This is a genomic window from Microbacterium sp. HD4P20, assembly GCF_019449275.2.
Classification (GTDB): domain Bacteria; phylum Actinomycetota; class Actinomycetes; order Actinomycetales; family Microbacteriaceae; genus Microbacterium.
In genome coordinates this window covers 144,378-160,078 of the sequence record NZ_JAHZQZ020000010.1, presented here as the reverse complement: position 1 = coordinate 160,078, position 15,701 = coordinate 144,378, and the positions used below count along the sequence as shown (strand labels likewise).

Genomic DNA, 15,701 nt, shown 5'->3' with positions numbered 1-15,701 from the left:
AACACTGAGTACCGGTACTTGGCAACACTGAATAGTGAGAAATTTTCGGAGGGGTTCGCACCTCAGTCAGGGGTGGCGTACCGGGCCACGATCGTGCGAGCGGCCTCGTCGACTGTGCGGCGGGTCTCGTCCTCGGTGAGCGACCAGTTGCCGTGGACGAGGCGTGGCCAGAACACGACGGTGGCGATCATTCCGAGGAACTGCGCCGCTGCGACGTCGAGGTCGTCCACGTTCGCGGTGCCCTGAGCGTTCGCCGCCTGCAGGAAGTGCCGGAGCGCCCTGAGGACGGGCAATGTGCCGAAATCGAACGTCCGCTCACGCAGCTCTGGAAACCTCGCGGACTCGGCGATGACCGCGCGGATCAGGTCGTCCATTCGAGGCCGTGACAACAGCTCGGCGTAGGCCGTCCCGAGACTGACCAGACCGGCGTGGAAATCGCCCGATGGCGGCTCGATGGGCTCGGAGTCCGGCGTATCGCCGGCCGCGAGCACCGTTGCCTCGAACAGCTCGGCCTTCGTCGGGAACTGCTTGAACAGAGTCGCCTTCGACACGCCTGCCGCACCGGCGACCCGTGCCAAGGAAGTGCGGTCGTAGCCGACGTCGAGGAAGAGTCCGGTCGCGGCATCGAGGATGGCGGCACGGTTGGTCGCAGCGACTTCTCGATGGTACGCAGACAGTTCGCGTGGCATCCCCTCAGTATCGCGGAAAGGTGAGTCACTTGACTCACGACTGGCCGGTCGATACCCTCCTCAAAGGTGAGTCGGGTAACTCACCTCAACCCGGCAACACTGTAGGAGGAGCAATGTCGAAGGTCTTCATCCATGCCACCGTGTCGCTGGACGGGTTCATGGCCGACGCCGACGGAGATGTCGGCTGGATGAACGGATTTGCTTCAGCCCCCGAGGACGGGGAGCTCGTCGGACGGATCGTGCAGGAGCTCGGAGCCGTGGTCGGAGGCGCCAACAAGGCGCAGACCGTGGAGGATGGCGAGGAGCCCTACGGGGGCGAGCCCAAGGTGCCGGTGTACCTCATGACACATAGTCCTCACGAGCCGATCCAGAAGGACGGTGTCACGTACACCTTCGTCGTCGACGACATCGCGCAGGCCGTCGAAGCCGCCGGCGAGGCAGCAGGCGACAAGTGGGTCAGCCTGCTCGGAGGGAGCGTCTCGCGGCAGTGCCTCGAACTCGGACTCGTGGATGAGATCCAGCTGCACGTTGTGCCGATCCTTCTGGGCGAGGGAATCTCACTCTTCACCGGGCTGCGCAAGCCGATACGGCTGGAACGCCTCGAGACGGCGGCATACGTCAGCGAGACTCACCTCCGGTACCGGGTTCTGTAGACACCCCGGCGCGATCGCCGAGCGGTGGTGGCATGGCTCGCCCTCATGGGTGAGGCGGCCGCGCCCGGGGCGCGGAAGACTAGAGCGCATGACCGCACCGCCGTGGCATCGCAGTGGCGCGCCCGCTCCGAGCTGGATGGCGCCACTCGTGGCTGCCGCGCTGCTGTGCGCACTCGCGCTGCCACTGTCGATCGCCCTCCTCGTGCAGGTGGTCGCACCCGAGCACGGCGCCTCCATCGCCCTGCGCATCGGCATCCTGGCGGGCGTCCTCCACATCGCGGGGTTCGTGTGCGTCCGCTTCCCCCGCACCGGCTTCGCCATCGGCGCGCTCGCGATGCTGGCGCTGGCCGCCACCAGCGTGCCGGGCTTGTCGAGCGCGGCTCTCGTGCCGTCCGCCGCGGTGTTCGTGCTGCTGGAATGGCAGATCGCCTCGACGCAAGAGAAGGCGACGGCGATCGGCGCGATCGGGGTGGGCATTGCGGGGGCCGGCATCATCGCCGCCGTGGACGCGGTCGCGAACCCGTCACCGGAGCCCCTCGGCATCGGGTTCGAGGGCGTCGCCCTGGCAGCGGTCGTCACGGCGGGCTGGCTCCTCGGGCGAGAGGCGCGCCGGCGACGGTCGGCGGCGGCAGCCTGGGCGGAACAGCGCGTGGAAGACGCCCTCGCCGCCGAACGCGCACGGATCAGTCACGACTTGCACGACGTGGTGTCGCATGGGCTGGCCGTCATGATCGCGCAGGTCGAGGCGGCACGCGTGCTGGCGCAGCGAGCCCGCCAGGAATCGCCGGGCTCGCCCACGTCGGAAGCGCCCGAGCTGGAGACGCTCGAGCGGGCCGCCGAGACGGGACGCTCCGCGATGCAAGGCCTGCGCGGAATGCTGCGCCTGCTCGACGAGCCCGGCGACCTCCCGCCGGTGTCCGGCCTGGCGGGCATCCCCGCGCTGGTCGAGGGCGCCGCCTCACCGGCTCACCGCGTCTCGTTCCTGGAGTCCGGTCGAACTCGCGCTCTCGCACCAGACGCCGAGGTCGCGCTCTTCCGCGCCACGCAAGAGGCGCTGACCAACGTGATGCGCCACGTGGAACCGCCGCTCCAGGCGACTGTCGCGCTGGACTGGCGCGACGACGACGTCGTGCTGACGGTGACGGATGACGGCGGCACCGGCCGACGCGATGCGGCCGGGGCGGGGCGGGGTCTGGTGGGCATGGCTGAGCGTGTGCGCCACGCCGGCGGCACGCTGCAGGTCGAAAGGGGGCGGGGATGGAGCATCCGGATCACGATGCCGCTGACGGACGAGACGTGAGCCGCCCGATCCGCGTCCTGCTCGCTGACGACCAGGAGCTGCTGCGCGACGCCCTCGCCACCGTACTTGGCGCCGAGAGCGACATCGAGGTGGTCGCGACCGTCGCCGACGGCGCTGCCGCGGTCGCCGCCGTGCGGACGCACCGGATCGACGTGGTGCTGATGGACATCCGGATGCCGGGAATGGACGGCATCCGCGCCACCGGCGAGGTGCTGCGCGCGAGCCCGCGGACCCGCGTGCTGGTGCTGACGACGTTCGACATCGACGAGTATGTCTTCGCCGCCGTCCAGGCCGGCGCGAGCGGGTTCCTCACCAAGGACGCCCGGCCGGTCGCGCTCGCCGATGCCATCCGCAGCGTCGCAGCCGGCGATGCCGCCGTCTCGCCGCGCGCCACGGCGACGCTGCTCGGCCACGTGCGGCGGCGCGCGAGCGCAGCTTCGGGAAGGGCGGCGCTCGAGGCCCTGAGCCCGCGCGAGCGCGACGTCATGCGCCACCTCGCGCGCGGGGCCTCCAACGCCGAGATCGGCCGAGGTCTGCACCTCACCGAGAACACCGTGAAGACCCACGTCAAGGCGATCCTCGCCAAGCTCGGGCTCGCCGACCGCATCCAGGTCGTGATCTGGGCGTACGAGCACGGCATCGTCGAGCCCGGATCTCACCCGGCCGGGTGAGCCTCGCCCGCCCGAGCGGGTGAGGCGCCCACGGGTGGGCGCGCGGGACGCTCGAGCCATGACAGCCATCACCGACACCGTTCCTCCGCTGCGCAGCGCCCGCGGCATCCGCCCGCTCGCCTGGACCGGCTCGGTCCTCGCGACCGTCGTGCTCGGCGCCGCCCTCGTCTGGCTCGTCGCGCCGCAAGCAGGTCCGTACGACGCAGGCGGCACCGTACTCGCGAGCTGGATGGGCGACATGACCGCCGCGTTCGTCGCTGCCGGAATACAGGCGGCCGCCGCCGCGATCACCTTGGCGACCGGCATCCTGCTCTTGAACGATCGGGCACGGGAGGGCCTGGTCGCGCCGGTCGTCGTTCTCATCGCGGTCGGCGTCACCGCCATCGCTCTGCTCGGCTTCGACGGGATCGTGATCGCCGGCTACACCCTGGCGTTCCTCGTGCCGATCGCGGTCGTGCTGCTGGTGCCGCTGCTGGCTCGCCGCCGGCCGGTCATCGCCGGCCTGCTGGTCGCCGCCATAGCCGGACTGATCGTGCTGCAGGTGGTCGGGATCTTCCCGCTGCTGTCGTTCTACACGCGCTATGCCGAAGCCGTCGTGGCCGATCCGGCACGGTTCGGGACCTCGCTCGTGCTCACCGCGTTCGTCGGGGTCTGGACGCTGTGGTCGGTCGGCGTCATCACGCGCCGCGCGGCGCGGGCCGGCGCGTTCGTCCAGCGGCACCGCGTCGCGATCACGGTGACGGCGGCCGCGATGGCCCTGCCGTACGTCGTCGCCCGCGCGTCGTGGCTGACGCCCTGGCCGCTCTTCGGCGGCAGTCGCGACGCCTTCACGGCGAACCCCGACATCCAGGTCGTGGGCCTCATGCTCGGAGCCGCGATGCTCACCGGCGCCGTCCTCACCCTGGGGCTCGTCCTGCCGTGGGGCGAACGCGTCCCGCGGTGGGTGCCCCGGGCCGGCGGCCGTCCCGTTCCCGTTGCCCTGGCAGCCGTCCCGGCCGCGACGGTCGCCGCGCTCTTCACCGCGGGTGGGCTGCAGTCCCTGAGCCTCGCGCTGACCGCCGCCGTGCCGATCGGGACGGCGCTCATACTGCCGTTCTGGGCGTGGGGCCCGCTGCTCGGCCTCGCGACCTGGGGCTACGTGCGGCACCGTGCGACGGCATCCGTCTGATCACATCGCCCGCGGCCTACTGGGTGGAACGCGCGTTGCCGGTGAGAGTCGCGCGCGCCTACAGTCGCAGCGACTCGGAGGTCAATCCGTACTCCCGCCCGGCGGACCTGCTCTCGGAGGCCGTCCCGGTCCGCACCGGTGACGCGCTTCGACCTTCGAGGAGAGAACACGACCGATCGAAGGAGATCACGTGAGATCGCTCATTCGCTCTGGAGTCGCCCTGGTCGCCGCGGCGGCACTGGGCGCAGGCCTGGTGCTCGCCGGTTCCGCCGTCGGCAGCGACAAAGGCAACGGCAACGGACTCGGCGGCAGGCCGGCGACGGCGGACCAGATATATCAGGACGGCGTGAAGGACTACGGTGTGTGCCGCGGAACGGATCCCGTCTGCTATCACGACTGGGGGAACGGCTGGCAAGAGGGCGAACAGAAGCGCATCCTCATCTGGAGCCGGACGGCCGGTCCCCGCCATGCCCACCTGGGCGCGCCGCTGGGCCCGGGACTGAATCCGCCGCTGAACGCCGACAACGTCGCGCAGGCGGCCCTGAAGACCTGGGCGGAGGAGCGCGGAATCGCGGTGGACTACACCGAGGACCTTGCGAGCTTCAGCCGCCTGAACAACTATCAGGCCGTCGTCTTCCTCAGCTCCAATCGCGACACGCTCGACGACACGGCGCAGACCAACCTGCTGCAGTATGTGCGGCGCGGGGGCGGCTTCGTGGGCATCCACAACGCCTTCGGCGCCGAGTACCACTGGCCCTGGTACGAAGGGCTGCTCGGCGGCACGAACTTCTACGACCACGCACCGCATCGCGACGGCACCATCGAGACGATCGACGGCGATGACGTGTCGACCTCGTTCATGCCGTCCGAGTGGGCCTTCAAGGACGAGTGGTACAACCTCGAGCCGTACCCGAGCTACGTCAACGTCCTGCTCGAAGTCGACGAGGCCACGAGTCTCAACGGTCGCGATTCCGGGCACCCCGGTCACGGCGCCGAGCACCCGATCAGCTGGTGCCATTACTACGACGGCGGCAAAGCCTGGCTGACGACGCTCGGACACGACCCGGCCGCATGGACCGACGCCGCAATGGTCAACGACGATCTGTTCAAGCAGCACGTCGTGGAGGGCCTGGAAAGCGCCATGGGGATCAAGCCGTTCTGCGCCGGCTGACCGGCGATCAGCGGGGCCCGGGGCCGGCATCGCCGGTCTCGGGCCCCGTCTCGCGCTGCCACGGCGAACGCCGAGTTCCACTGAATGGGACCATCCGGCCGATGCCCGGCCGGGGTCTTGCCGCGCCGTGCGCGGCCGCACATACTGCACTCATGCGCACCGCCCAGTGGGACGAGCCGGTGTCTGTGCTCGACCGGATCATCGCCATCCTCGAGGCCGTTCGCGAGTGCGACGGCACCGCCTCGATCTCGCAGCTGTCCCGCTCGACCGGCATCCCGAAGTCCACCGTCTCGCGGTTGGTCGGCGATCTGGCCCGCCAGCGATACCTCCGCCGCACCGACGACGGCGTGACGATAGGCCTGCGCCTGTTCCAGCTCGGAGCGCGTGCCAGCACCCCGCGGCGCCTGAGCGCCGCCGCACTGCCTGTGCTCGCCGAGCTCTTCCACGCCACCGGCGAGCACCTGAACGTCGCGGTGCACGAAGGCCGCGACATGCTGTCGGTCATCTCGGTGCGCGGGAGGCTCCGACCGGCCCCCTCTCGCGCGGGCGTACGGGTGCCCTTCGCGACCACCGCGCTCGGAAAGGCGGTCCTCGCGTTCACGAATGACGAATCGGTGCTGCGCGGTGTGACGACGGGACTCGACCCGCGCTCGCGCCACGTCTTCGAACGCGAACTCGGCGCCGTTCGCGCCAGCGCCGTGGCGATCGACCGCTGCGAGACGTTTCCGGGTGTGGTCGGGGTCGCCAGCCCGGTCCTGTCGTCCGAGCACCTCCCGATCGCCGCGATCTCGGTCGCCGGTCCCGTCAGCGATATGGACCCGAACCGGATGGCGCCGCTCGTCCGCCATGCCGCGATCGCGCTCACCCGCCGGCTGGCGCAGGTGGCCTGAGGGGATGCATCCGCCTGCGGACGAAGCCGTCGGCGTCCTCGACAGGATCACAGCGATCTTCGAGGCCTTCGACGACGAGGACAGCGGCCTCGGCGTTTCGGAGCTGGCACTGCGGGCGGGGCTGCCGAAGTCCACGGTCTCTCGTCTCGTCGCGGATCTCGTGCGCCAGCGCTACCTCGAGCGCGACGGCAGGTCGATCCGCCTCGGACTCCGGCTGTTCGAGCTGGGTCAGCTCGCCGAGGGGCCGCACGAGCTGCGCAGCGCCGCGATGCCGGTGCTGGCCGAGCTGCGCCACGCCACCGGCGCGACGGTGCACCTGGCGATCCTCGAGGGTCACGAGATGACGTACGTCGCAGTGATGCGCGGACGGGATCCGCTGCCCGGTTCGTCCCGTGCCGGCGGGCGAGTGCCGCTGTCCTCCCCGCTCGGGCGCGCGCTGCTCTCGCACCTGTCGGCGGCGGATGCGGACGCGATCCTGGCCGGCACCGGCTCGAACGGCCCCGGCGCACCCGATGCCCTCCGGGCGCGGCTGGCAGATGTGCGGCGCGCCGGCATGGATGTGGAGATCGGCCGCTCATCCCCCGCGGTCACCACCGTGGCGGCTCCCGTGCTCTGGCCGGCCCCCGACGCGGCCGCGGCCGTCGCGGTGTGCGGCCCTTCCGCCGGGCTCGATGTCGAGCGCACCGCAGCGGCACTGCGGACCGCCACGCTCGCCATCCAGCGCCGGCTCGCACCCGAACTCGAGGTGCCCTGAAACGCGGGTCAGTCAGCGCGGGATGCCGCGGCCCGGTCGGTCATCGTCGCCACGATCATGTCTCCGATGAGCCGCCGGTGCGAGTCCTGCAAGGCGTCTTCCAGCAGGTCCCGCTTGAAGATCGCGGCGAAGGTGTGGCGGTTGGCGACGTGGAAGCACGCGTACGCGCTGATGATCATGTGAACGTCGAGCGCGTCCACGTCGTCTCGGAACCTGCCCTCCTCGACGCCGCGCGCGATCACCTGCTCGAGCAGGGTGATGGCGGTGGCGTTCTCTCGCAGGATCGTCTCGGACTGACGCAGATGCTCGGCGCGGTGGATGTTCTCGATGCTGACGAGCTGGATGAAAGCCTCGTGCGTCGTGTGGTGATCGTAGGTCGCCTCGGCGAGCCGGCGCAGCGCCTCGTCCGGGGCCAGCTCGTCGACCTGCACGCCGCGCTCCACCCGGCGGATCTGCGCATACACCCGCTCCAGCACGGCGAGGTAAAGACCCTGCTTCGAGCCGAAGTAGTAGTAGATCATCCGCTTGGTCGTACGGGTGCGGGCGGCGATCTCGTCGACGCGCGCGCCGGCGTAGCCGTTCGCCGCGAACTCCGCGGTGGCGACGTCGAGGATGTCCTCCTGCGTGCGCTCGGCGCGCAGGGTGGGTGCGGCATCGCGGACCTCGCGCAGCTGATCCGTCATCGAGAGCTCCCCTTCGCGCCGTCCGACATCACGGCATCCGCGACGAGGGCCCGGAAGTGCGCCTCCATGCGGTCCCGATCGGGCAGCCTGCCCGTGATGATCTGGAGACTAGCGTAAGCCTGACCGACTGCCATCCGACCACCGTCCAGCACCGGGTGACCCCGCCGAGCGGCCTGGCGGATCAGTTCGGTCTCGAGCGGGCGGTACACGACGTCCGACACCCAGGCATCGCGGGGCAGCAGCGAGACATCGAAGGCGACGCCCGGGTGGTGCAGCATCCCGAGCGGGGTCGCATGCACGACGCCCGATGCGCCGGCGATCGCGCGGGGGAGCTCGTCGGCGGGCACAGTCGCGACGTGCTGCGCGGGGAACAGCGCACGCATCCGGGTGGCGAGCTCCTCGGCGCGTCCGTGATCCACATCGAACAGCTCCAGCCGAGTCACGCCGTGCGCCAGCAGTGCGTACGCCGTGGCCGCACCCGCCCCTCCGCAGCCGACCTGCACGACACGATCGAACGACGCCCCCGCCAGCCCCGCCGTCAGTCCGTCGCGATAGCCGACCCAGTCCGTGTTGTGCCCGACCAGACGCCCGTCGTCGAAGACGACGAGGTTCACAGCTCCCAGGCGGGCGGCATCCGGATCCAGCTCGTCTACGATCTCGACGACCAGCTGCTTGCACGGATGTGTGATGTTCATCGCGGCGAAGCCGTCCCGCTGCGCCTGCCTGAGCAGGTCTCCGACGTCTTCGGGAGGGCGGCGCAGTGCGATCAGGTCGAAGATCCGGTATTCGTACTGCAGGCCGAGGGCGGCAGCCTCAGCCTCGTGCAGCGGCGGTGAGAGGGACGCCCCGATCCCCTCGCCGATGAGGCCGACCAGGTAGCGGGTCGGCAGGGGCGCCGCGCGCGGGGAGTGATGCGTCATGACGGATCGGGCATCTCGAAGTCGACGGTCGCCAGCGACACCTTGACGGGAGCCGAGATCTTCAGCACCTCGGCGTGCGCGGGATGCCGCGTGTACGCGTCGAGACCTTCGAGGTCATCGAAATCGGCGACGATCGCGAGTTCATGCGAGGACGGGCCGCCCACCAGATCGGCTCCCACGGTCATACTGCGAAGCTCGGGGATCCGGCCCGGGAGCGCCCGCAGCATCGCCATCCACTCCTCGCGCTGAGCCCCGGTGAACGACGGCGCGAACCGGAACACGGCGACATGGCGGATCACGCGGAGATCCCTGTGGTCGCCTGGCGCCGCTGCTGATACTGCGCGGCGAGCCGCACGGGGGCGTTGAGCGCCCCATACCCCTCGTAGCCGTCGCGCCTCTCCACGACCTCGAGGAACACCGTGCCGATCGGCGGTGTGTAGAAGTGCAGGAACTCACCGGACTCGTCTCGGTCGTACATCACGTTGAGCTCCCTCAGCTCGTCCAGCAGCAGCGGGTCCATCGCGTACCGCGCCCGCAGGTCGTCGTAGTAGTTGGCGGGGATCTCGAGAGGACGAAACCCGCGGTCGCGCGCCGATCGGGCGAGCGAGAGCACGTCGGATGCCGCGAACGCGATGTGCTGCGGAAGGATGGTCTCTCCGCGCTCGCCCGAGGGCACCAGGTTCAGCGCGATGCGCACGATGCCGTCGGCGCTGCGCAGCACCTGGCTGCGTACCAGCCCGACCGGGGCGGCGACCTCCATCGACGGCTGCGTGTGCAGATCCAGCACGGAGTGCAGGAACAGCACGGCCGCATCGAAGTGCTGCCACGGCTGCGCCAGATTGAGGTGGTCGACACGCTCGATGAGTGCCGCGCCTTCGTCCGCCGGCTCGCCGAACTCGTGCACCCACGGCGGCTGCGTTCGGGTCGCGGCACCGAAGAACACCTCCGAGCCGTCGGGCGCGCGCACGCCGACCAGCGGCTCGTCGCCGGCGTCCTGCTCGCGCGGTACCTCGCGCGCGAAGAGCTCGGCGGCACGGCGGAGTGCGATCCCGGGGTCGGGCACCGATAGTCCGATCCCCGCCACCGTCGGCTGCCGCACCCCCGGAGCCGGGCGCCCGAGAACGACCCGTGCAGCACCCTGCGACCAGAGCTCGACGTTCTTGGTGCGATGGCGTCCGTGGGCCTGGAACCCGAGCTGCCCAAGCAGATCGCGCATGTCTGCCAGGGCATCCGTCCGCAATTCGACGTAGCCGATGTCCGACGCCGGCTGCACTGCCGGCAGCTCGGAGACCGGCATGCGCGCGGCACGTCCGGCCGCGGCGCCGAGGAACGTCGCCGCCTCGTGCTCGAGCCAGCGCAGCGACCGGCGCGCCTCGACTGCTGTCGCGCGAGGGTCGGCCTGGCGGAAGGTGTCGTTGAAGATCTCCAGCGACACCGGCCCGTCGTACCCGGTGCGCACGAGATGTCCCATGAAGGCGCCCAGGTCGAACCCGCCCTCGCCGGGGAAGAGCCGGTGATGCCGGCTCCATGAGAGCACGTCCATCGACAGCAGCGGGGCGTCCGCGACCTGCACGAAGAAGATCTTGTCTGCGGGGATGGTCTCGATCGCCTCGGGGCTGTGTCCTTTCGAGAGGATGTGGAAGCTGTCGAGGCACAGGCCGATGCTGGCGTGGTCGGCCAGGCGGACGATGCGGGCGGCCTGCTCGTAGCCATCCACGAAGCGGCCCCACGCGAGTGCCTCGTAGGCGACGCGGACTCCGAAACGCTCGGCCAGGTCGCCGAGATCACGCAACTGCGCGGCCGCGAGCTGCTCGTCGCCGCTGCGCGCGGTGGCGACGTTGCTGCACAGCAGCATGGTCTCGATGCCGAGCCGATTCATCAGCGCGAACTTCGCGCCAGCGCGCCGAAGGTTCTGCTCGAGCAGATCGGGTCCGACCCCCTCGAAGTCCCGGAACGGCTGGTAGAGATCCAGCGATAGGCCCAGATCGGCGGCGCGCGCCCGGATGCGCTCGGGAGAGTCCGGTGACGCGACCAGATCGGGCTCGAAGACCTCGACGCCGTGGAAGCCGGCTTCGTGGGCCGCGACGAGTTTCTGATCGAGCGTCCCGCTGAGGCAGACCGTGGCGATCGACGCGCGCATCACACCTCCGGCGGGTCGCGTTGATGGCGACCGAAAACATCGTTGCATCAGAACGTACTAACTAGTACGTTCGATCGCACAGCACCGATGTGAGGGCGATCGACGTCGATTCAACCTTGCGGAAGGGGATCCTCGATGGAGAGTCTCGCCGAATGGAACACCGCCCCGCCCAGGCCGACGGCACCCGCCTCGGTGCTCGATCGGATCATCGCGATCCTCGACGTCGTCAAAGACCACGGCGGGACGGCCTCGGTCACCGAGATCGCGATCAGCACCGGGATGCCGAAGTCCACGGTCTCGCGCGTCGTGACGAGCCTGACGCGGCAGCGCTACCTCGAGCGCACCGATGAAGGTGTGACGCTCGGGCTCCGGCTTTTCGAACTGGGAGCCCGCGCGCGCCTCCCCCGGCGACTGATGGCCGCCGCGGGACCGGTCATCAGAAACCTCTGGGATGCCACCGGGGAGCGGATCGTGCTGTGGGTGCCGCAAGGCCCGCACATGGTGTCGATCGCAGCCGTCCCGGGACGGCTGCCCATGCTGCCCACGCATGCCGGCATGCGGGCACCCGCCCTCACGACGGCCAGCGGCAAGGCCTACCTCGCATTCTGCGCAGACCAGCGGGTGGTCGACCGCCTGAGCGCACCGCTGATCGACGACGCTGCCGACCACTTCCGCGATGAGCTGAGCCGGGTGCGCGCGACAGTGGTTGCGACCGACCCGGGAGTGTCGTACCCGGGAATCGTGGCCGTGGCCAGTCCGGTGCTCTCGGCCGATCACTCGGTGCTGGGTGCGATCTCGATCGCCGGGCCCGATGGCCAGATGAATCCCGACCGTGTGGCACCCCTCGTGCGCGCAGCCGGTGCCACCCTCACGCATCGCCTCGCGGCGGCGTAGGACGATGCGCACGGCCGACTGGACAGACGCGGTCAGCGTGCTGGACCGGGTCACCGCCGTGTTCGACGCGTTCGGCGACGACGAGGCGTTGGGCGTCTCGGAGCTGGCCCGTCGCGCGAACCTGCCGAAGTCGACGGTCTCTCGGATCGCCGCCGACCTGGTCGAACAGCGTCTGCTCGACCGCGACGGCGATAAGCTCTCACTCGGCATCCGCCTGTTCGAGTTCGGGCAGACTGTGCAGCAGCCCCGGCTGCTTCGCACGCACGCGCTCCCCGTGATGGCGCAACTGCGGAATCTGACCGGATACGCCGTGCATCTCGCGGTGCGCGACGGAGCGGACGTCGTCGTCATCGCCGCCCTCCGCGGGAGCGGTCCTGCCGCACCGGCGCAGAGAGTGGGTGCCCGCCACCCTGCGCACGCGACCGCCGCCGGAAGGGCGATGCTCGCCTTCTCGCCCGCCGGCCCGCTGGACCAGCCCGCGCTCCAGCGGGATCTTGCCGAGGTGCGGCGGGGCGGCGTGGCCGTCGAGAGCGGTGACGGCGAGGTCGGAAGACCCGGCCTGGCCGCCCCCGTGCTCGGTCACGGGAACATCGTGGTCGCAGCGGTCGGGGTGACGGCATCCGTCGATGACATCGGCTCGGTCGATGCGCTCGTGCAGCGGTCGGCGCCCGCGGTACGAGCGTCGGCCCAGACGCTGGCGCGCCGTCTCGTCGCACCTCGTAGCTCGTGACCTGACCGGCTCGGCGCCGACGCCGAACGGGGCGGATGCGCGTGTGCGCACCCGCCCCGTCGCGCCGGAACGCTCAGTCGGCCATCTCGCGAATGGCCTCATAGGCCTCGAGGCTCTCTCCGGTGAAGTACTCACTGAAGAACGCCTCCGACTTCGAGATGAACGCATCCATGTCGATGTCCTCCTGCTCGATCACCGTGAACGCGTCGTTCGCGCGGTACTCGTCGAGGATCTCCTCCGTCGCCTCGTCGACGCACGCGGCGTTCTCGGGTCGGATCTCATGGATGGTCTCTTCCAGGAGAGCGGCCTGCTCGTCGCTCATCTTCTCGTACGTCGCATCGCTGACCAGGATCCAGTGGATGCCGACGTTGTGGTCGTTGAGGACGGCGACGTTGAGGATCTCGTCGTAGCTGGACGAGTGCGTCGCGACGATGGGATTCTCCTGACCCACCGCGATGCCCTGCTGGAGCGCCGTGTACACCTCCTCCACGGCCACCGACACCGGGTTGGTGACGCCGAGGGCCTCGGCGTTGGCCAGGAACGCGGGAGAGTTGGGGAACCGGATCGGCACGCCGTCGAGGTCGTCCGGGCTCCGCACCTCGACGTCCTTGGTGGTGAACGTGCGGTTGCCGAAGAACCAGCCATCGACGATGCTCACCCCGGTCGCCTCCTGGAACGAGGCGAAGAGGTCTTCCGAGCCTTCGTCGATCCAGCGGAAGGCGTGGTCCACATCATCGAAGGCATAGGTCGCATCGACCACGCCGATCGGCTCGAACGTCGAACTGAGCGCCGAGGCGCCTTGAAGGTCGATGTCGATGTCTCCCGCCTGTACGAGCGGGAACCGGTCGGCATCGGGCCCCAACTGGCTGGCGGGGTAGAGCTCGACTGTGAACCCGATGTCGGCTTCTTCGAGCCGCTCCTTCAGCAGGTCCACGCCGCAGTAGTAGTTCGGGGTCTGCTCGTTCTGACTGGTGGCGACGGTGAGGGTGACCGGACTGTTCTCCGATCCCTCGCCTTCGCCCTCGGTGTTCTCCGGGGTGCCGCCGCCGGCGCAGCCGGTCACGGTGAGGGCGGCTGCGGCGAAGACCGACGCGGCGACGGTGCCTCGGCGCGTCGAGCGGGCTGTGCGCATGTGACTCTCCTCTTCTTCGAGCACGTCGTGCTGGATGCCGTGGACGTGTCCCCCGGCCGCTGCCCGACGCGTCTGACGAGGACCGGTACGGGTAGGGCTTCGTCGTCCGCACTGTCGGTGGGCGGCTCGGTGGCAGTGCCGACTCTGGCCGAGTCGCGTCGGTTCGCAAAGGGATGTCCCGACGAGTGGAACATGGGCTCGGCGCGGTTCGGGTCGCCCCGCTCAATGGAACGACGGGTGTCGCGCGGCTCCATGCTGGCATACGCTGACGCTCCCGCCCGCCGGCCGACGTTGGAGGAGTCCGTGATCGAATCCGACGGTCCACCCGTGCGCATCGGGGTCATCGGCGTCGGGTTCATGGGCCGCCAGCATGCCGGCTTCGTCCGCGCGGCGCACGGGGCGCGACTGGCCGCTGTCGCGGATCCGGCGCGTGATCGGACGGCAGAGCACGCCTCCGGGAGTGTCACGCTCGAATGTCCGTGGTACCCCGACGCCACGGCGATGCTCGACGCCGAGCCGCTGGACGGTGTCATCATCGCGAACCCGAACGCGCTTCACGTCGACACCGCCATCCAATGCCTCGAAGCCGGCGTCGCGGTGCTTCTCGAGAAGCCGATCGCGGTCGACTACGCACAGTCGCTCCGGCTGGTCCGCGCGGTTTCGCGACGTGAGGGGAGGCTGCTCGTCGGCCATCACCGTCGCCACCATCCGGCTACGGCGCGCGCACGCGACGCGATCCGCTCCGGCATGCTCGGAGAGCTCGTGGCGGTGAGCGGCATGTGGTCCGCCCGGAAGGAGGACAGGTACTTCACGAGCGCCGCCTAGCACCGCAGCACCGGTGCGGGTGTCTTGCTCATCAATGCCGTCCACGATCTGGATCTGCTGCGCCACCTCTGCGGCGAGGTGGCCGAGGTGCAGGCGGTGATCAGCTCGAACGCACGCGGCTGGGCGGTGGAGGACACGGCTGCCGTCACGCTGCGTTTCGAGAACGACGTGGTCGGCAGCTTTCTGGCTTCGGACGCCGGAGTCTCGCCATGGGGATGGGACCAAGCCACCGAAGAGACGCCCGAGTTCCCCTTCGTTCCCGACGGCGAGGCCTACCGATTCGTCGGCACCCGCGGTGCACTCTCGGTGCCGAACCTGGCACTGTACTCGTACGGTCCCTCGGTGGCACCGGACTGGCACTCACCGCTCTCGCGAACATATCTGCCGGCCGCGCCGCGGAACTCGTTCGCAGCCCAGTTCGACCACTTCCTCGACGTCGTTCGCGGCCGGGCCGAACCGCTGGTCTCGGCTGAGGATGCTTCGCGCACTCTCGCCCTCGTGGAGGCGACTGCTCTCGCCGGCCGCACGGGTCACACGGTCGACGTCGAGCGATACCGCAGCGAAGTCGCGGCGCGCTGAGCGCTCGACTGGGCTCCGATCCGATCAGGCGGAACCTTGTCAGCCTCCGCCGGTGAGCCGGTCGGCCGCGCGGATCGCCAGCTCGTAGCCGTAGACGCCCGCACCGGCGATCACCGTGCTCGCCACCGAAGACACGAGGGAGTGCCGGTGGGCCTCGTCGCGGGCATGGATGTTCGTGATGTGGATCTCGACGACCGGGGCCCGCAGCATCCGGAGGGCGTCCAGCAGCGGGATCGAGCGGAAACTGAACCCGGCGGGATTGATGACCACGGTCGCCTCTTCGCGGTAGGCGTCGTGCAGCCATTCGATGATCTCGTGCTCGGCATTGGACTGGGCGAAGAACAGATCGAAGCCGAGCTCCCCCGCCACGCGCGTGCAGTCGGCCCGCACATCGTCGAGCGTGGCACTGCCGTACAACTCCGGCTCGCGCTGTCCGAGCATGTTGAGATTCGGCCCGTTGAGCACGAAGAGTGGTCTGGTCACGGAGCGTTCCTTTCGCTGA

The 15,701-nt window shown here is 69.8% G+C and carries 17 protein-coding genes and 1 pseudogene; 11 read left to right on the top strand and 7 right to left on the bottom strand.

Features of this window, described 5'->3' with window-relative positions; genetic code table 11:
• Nucleotides 1-62: 62 nt before the first annotated feature.
• Nucleotides 63-689: a TetR/AcrR family transcriptional regulator gene (locus tag K0817_RS02940; protein ID WP_219979865.1), complete on the bottom strand. Its 627-nt coding sequence runs from the start codon at nt 687-689 to the stop codon at nt 63-65.
• A gap of 113 nt (nt 690-802) precedes the next feature.
• Between K0817_RS02940 and K0817_RS02935 the strand changes: the two genes are divergently transcribed.
• The 7 genes from K0817_RS02935 to K0817_RS02905 all read left to right on the top strand — a co-directional run bounded on the left by K0817_RS02935 (nt 803) and on the right by K0817_RS02905 (nt 7,296).
• Nucleotides 803-1,342: a dihydrofolate reductase family protein gene (locus tag K0817_RS02935; protein ID WP_219979864.1), complete on the top strand. Its 540-nt coding sequence runs from the start codon at nt 803-805 to the stop codon at nt 1,340-1,342.
• 88 nt (nt 1,343-1,430) lie between these two features.
• The gene (locus K0817_RS02930) at nt 1,431-2,642 is read left to right on the top strand and encodes a sensor histidine kinase (RefSeq protein WP_219979863.1); all 1,212 of its coding nucleotides are present in this window, start codon (nt 1,431-1,433) and stop codon (nt 2,640-2,642) included.
• The gene (locus K0817_RS02925) at nt 2,639-3,313 is read left to right on the top strand and encodes a response regulator transcription factor (RefSeq protein WP_253735139.1); all 675 of its coding nucleotides are present in this window, start codon (nt 2,639-2,641) and stop codon (nt 3,311-3,313) included. The genes K0817_RS02930 and K0817_RS02925 overlap by 4 nt, the downstream gene beginning before the upstream one ends.
• A 58-nt stretch (nt 3,314-3,371) precedes the next feature.
• Complete coding sequence (locus tag K0817_RS02920; RefSeq protein ID WP_219979861.1) at nt 3,372-4,481, top strand: hypothetical protein; 1,110 nt, start codon at nt 3,372-3,374, stop codon at nt 4,479-4,481.
• A gap of 190 nt (nt 4,482-4,671) precedes the next feature.
• On the top strand, nt 4,672-5,652 hold the full coding sequence (locus tag K0817_RS02915; protein WP_219979860.1) for a ThuA domain-containing protein: 981 nt from the start codon (nt 4,672-4,674) through the stop codon (nt 5,650-5,652).
• A 152-nt stretch (nt 5,653-5,804) separates the two neighbouring features.
• Complete coding sequence (locus tag K0817_RS02910) at nt 5,805-6,542, top strand: IclR family transcriptional regulator (RefSeq protein ID WP_219979859.1); 738 nt, start codon at nt 5,805-5,807, stop codon at nt 6,540-6,542.
• A 4-nt stretch (nt 6,543-6,546) separates the two neighbouring features.
• Nucleotides 6,547-7,296 carry an IclR family transcriptional regulator gene (locus K0817_RS02905; RefSeq protein ID WP_219979858.1) on the top strand — a complete coding sequence of 250 codons (750 nt, stop codon included), beginning with the start codon at nt 6,547-6,549 and terminating at the stop codon, nt 7,294-7,296.
• A gap of 8 nt (nt 7,297-7,304) precedes the next feature.
• Here the strand turns inward: K0817_RS02905 and K0817_RS02900 are convergent, their stop codons facing one another.
• From K0817_RS02900 to K0817_RS02885, 4 genes are read right to left on the bottom strand one after another with little or no spacing between them, the layout of a single operon-like run.
• On the bottom strand, nt 7,305-7,979 hold the full coding sequence (locus K0817_RS02900; RefSeq protein ID WP_219979857.1) for a TetR family transcriptional regulator: 675 nt from the start codon (nt 7,977-7,979) through the stop codon (nt 7,305-7,307).
• A complete protein-coding gene (locus K0817_RS02895; RefSeq protein ID WP_219979856.1) occupies nt 7,976-8,899 on the bottom strand; it encodes a shikimate dehydrogenase in 924 nt (307 codons plus the stop codon). Before K0817_RS02895 ends, K0817_RS02900 begins: the two co-directional genes overlap by 4 nt.
• Nucleotides 8,896-9,198, bottom strand: a complete 303-nt coding sequence (locus K0817_RS02890; protein ID WP_219979855.1) for a Dabb family protein — start codon at nt 9,196-9,198, stop codon at nt 8,896-8,898. The genes K0817_RS02895 and K0817_RS02890 overlap by 4 nt, the downstream gene beginning before the upstream one ends.
• Entirely contained in the window at nt 9,195-11,039 is a 1,845-nt protein-coding gene (locus tag K0817_RS02885; RefSeq protein ID WP_219979854.1) for a bifunctional sugar phosphate isomerase/epimerase/4-hydroxyphenylpyruvate dioxygenase family protein, read from the bottom strand. The genes K0817_RS02890 and K0817_RS02885 overlap by 4 nt, the downstream gene beginning before the upstream one ends.
• Nucleotides 11,040-11,174: 135 nt before the next feature.
• Between K0817_RS02885 and K0817_RS02880 the strand changes: the two genes are divergently transcribed.
• A complete protein-coding gene (locus K0817_RS02880; protein ID WP_219979853.1) occupies nt 11,175-11,933 on the top strand; it encodes an IclR family transcriptional regulator in 759 nt (252 codons plus the stop codon).
• 4 nt (nt 11,934-11,937) lie between these two features.
• A complete protein-coding gene (locus K0817_RS02875; RefSeq protein ID WP_219979852.1) occupies nt 11,938-12,663 on the top strand; it encodes an IclR family transcriptional regulator in 726 nt (241 codons plus the stop codon).
• 73 nt (nt 12,664-12,736) lie between these two features.
• On the opposite strand, the gene dctP is transcribed toward K0817_RS02875, so the two are convergent.
• On the bottom strand, nt 12,737-13,795 hold the full coding sequence (gene dctP / locus K0817_RS02870) for a TRAP transporter substrate-binding protein DctP (protein WP_219979851.1): 1,059 nt from the start codon (nt 13,793-13,795) through the stop codon (nt 12,737-12,739).
• A gap of 303 nt (nt 13,796-14,098) precedes the next feature.
• Between dctP and K0817_RS02865 the strand changes: the two genes are divergently transcribed.
• Both K0817_RS02865 and K0817_RS02860 read left to right on the top strand, forming a co-directional pair.
• Nucleotides 14,099-14,620, top strand: a complete 522-nt coding sequence (locus K0817_RS02865) for a Gfo/Idh/MocA family protein (RefSeq protein WP_219979850.1) — start codon at nt 14,099-14,101, stop codon at nt 14,618-14,620.
• A gap of 18 nt (nt 14,621-14,638) precedes the next feature.
• Nucleotides 14,639-15,199: pseudogene (locus K0817_RS02860) on the top strand (Gfo/Idh/MocA family oxidoreductase); the annotation flags it as partial.
• A 39-nt stretch (nt 15,200-15,238) separates the two neighbouring features.
• On the opposite strand, the gene K0817_RS02855 reads toward K0817_RS02860, so the two are convergent.
• Nucleotides 15,239-15,682 (bottom strand): type II 3-dehydroquinate dehydratase, encoded by a 444-nt coding sequence (locus K0817_RS02855; protein WP_253735138.1) that lies wholly within the window; start codon nt 15,680-15,682, stop codon nt 15,239-15,241.
• Between the last annotated feature and the right edge of the window lie 19 nt (nt 15,683-15,701).

Bases quoted from the DNA above. Each gene is read 5' to 3' on its own strand.
- dctP (WP_219979851.1), bottom strand. From the start codon at position 13,795: ATGCGCACAGCCCGCTCGACGCGCCGAGGCACCGTCGCCGCGTCGGTC.
- K0817_RS02900 (WP_219979857.1), bottom strand. From the start codon at position 7,979: ATGACGGATCAGCTGCGCGAGGTCCGCGATGCCGCACCCACCCTGCGC.
- K0817_RS02940 (WP_219979865.1), bottom strand. From the start codon at position 689: ATGCCACGCGAACTGTCTGCGTACCATCGAGAAGTCGCTGCGACCAAC.
- K0817_RS02875 (WP_219979852.1), top strand. From the start codon at position 11,938: ATGCGCACGGCCGACTGGACAGACGCGGTCAGCGTGCTGGACCGGGTC.
- K0817_RS02885 (WP_219979854.1), bottom strand. From the start codon at position 11,039: ATGCGCGCGTCGATCGCCACGGTCTGCCTCAGCGGGACGCTCGATCAG.
- K0817_RS02895 (WP_219979856.1), bottom strand. From the start codon at position 8,899: ATGACGCATCACTCCCCGCGCGCGGCGCCCCTGCCGACCCGCTACCTG.
- K0817_RS02905 (WP_219979858.1), top strand. From the start codon at position 6,547: ATGCATCCGCCTGCGGACGAAGCCGTCGGCGTCCTCGACAGGATCACA.
- K0817_RS02930 (WP_219979863.1), top strand. From the start codon at position 1,431: ATGACCGCACCGCCGTGGCATCGCAGTGGCGCGCCCGCTCCGAGCTGG.
- K0817_RS02935 (WP_219979864.1), top strand. From the start codon at position 803: ATGTCGAAGGTCTTCATCCATGCCACCGTGTCGCTGGACGGGTTCATG.
- K0817_RS02910 (WP_219979859.1), top strand. From the start codon at position 5,805: ATGCGCACCGCCCAGTGGGACGAGCCGGTGTCTGTGCTCGACCGGATC.
- K0817_RS02920 (WP_219979861.1), top strand. From the start codon at position 3,372: ATGACAGCCATCACCGACACCGTTCCTCCGCTGCGCAGCGCCCGCGGC.
- K0817_RS02880 (WP_219979853.1), top strand. From the start codon at position 11,175: ATGGAGAGTCTCGCCGAATGGAACACCGCCCCGCCCAGGCCGACGGCA.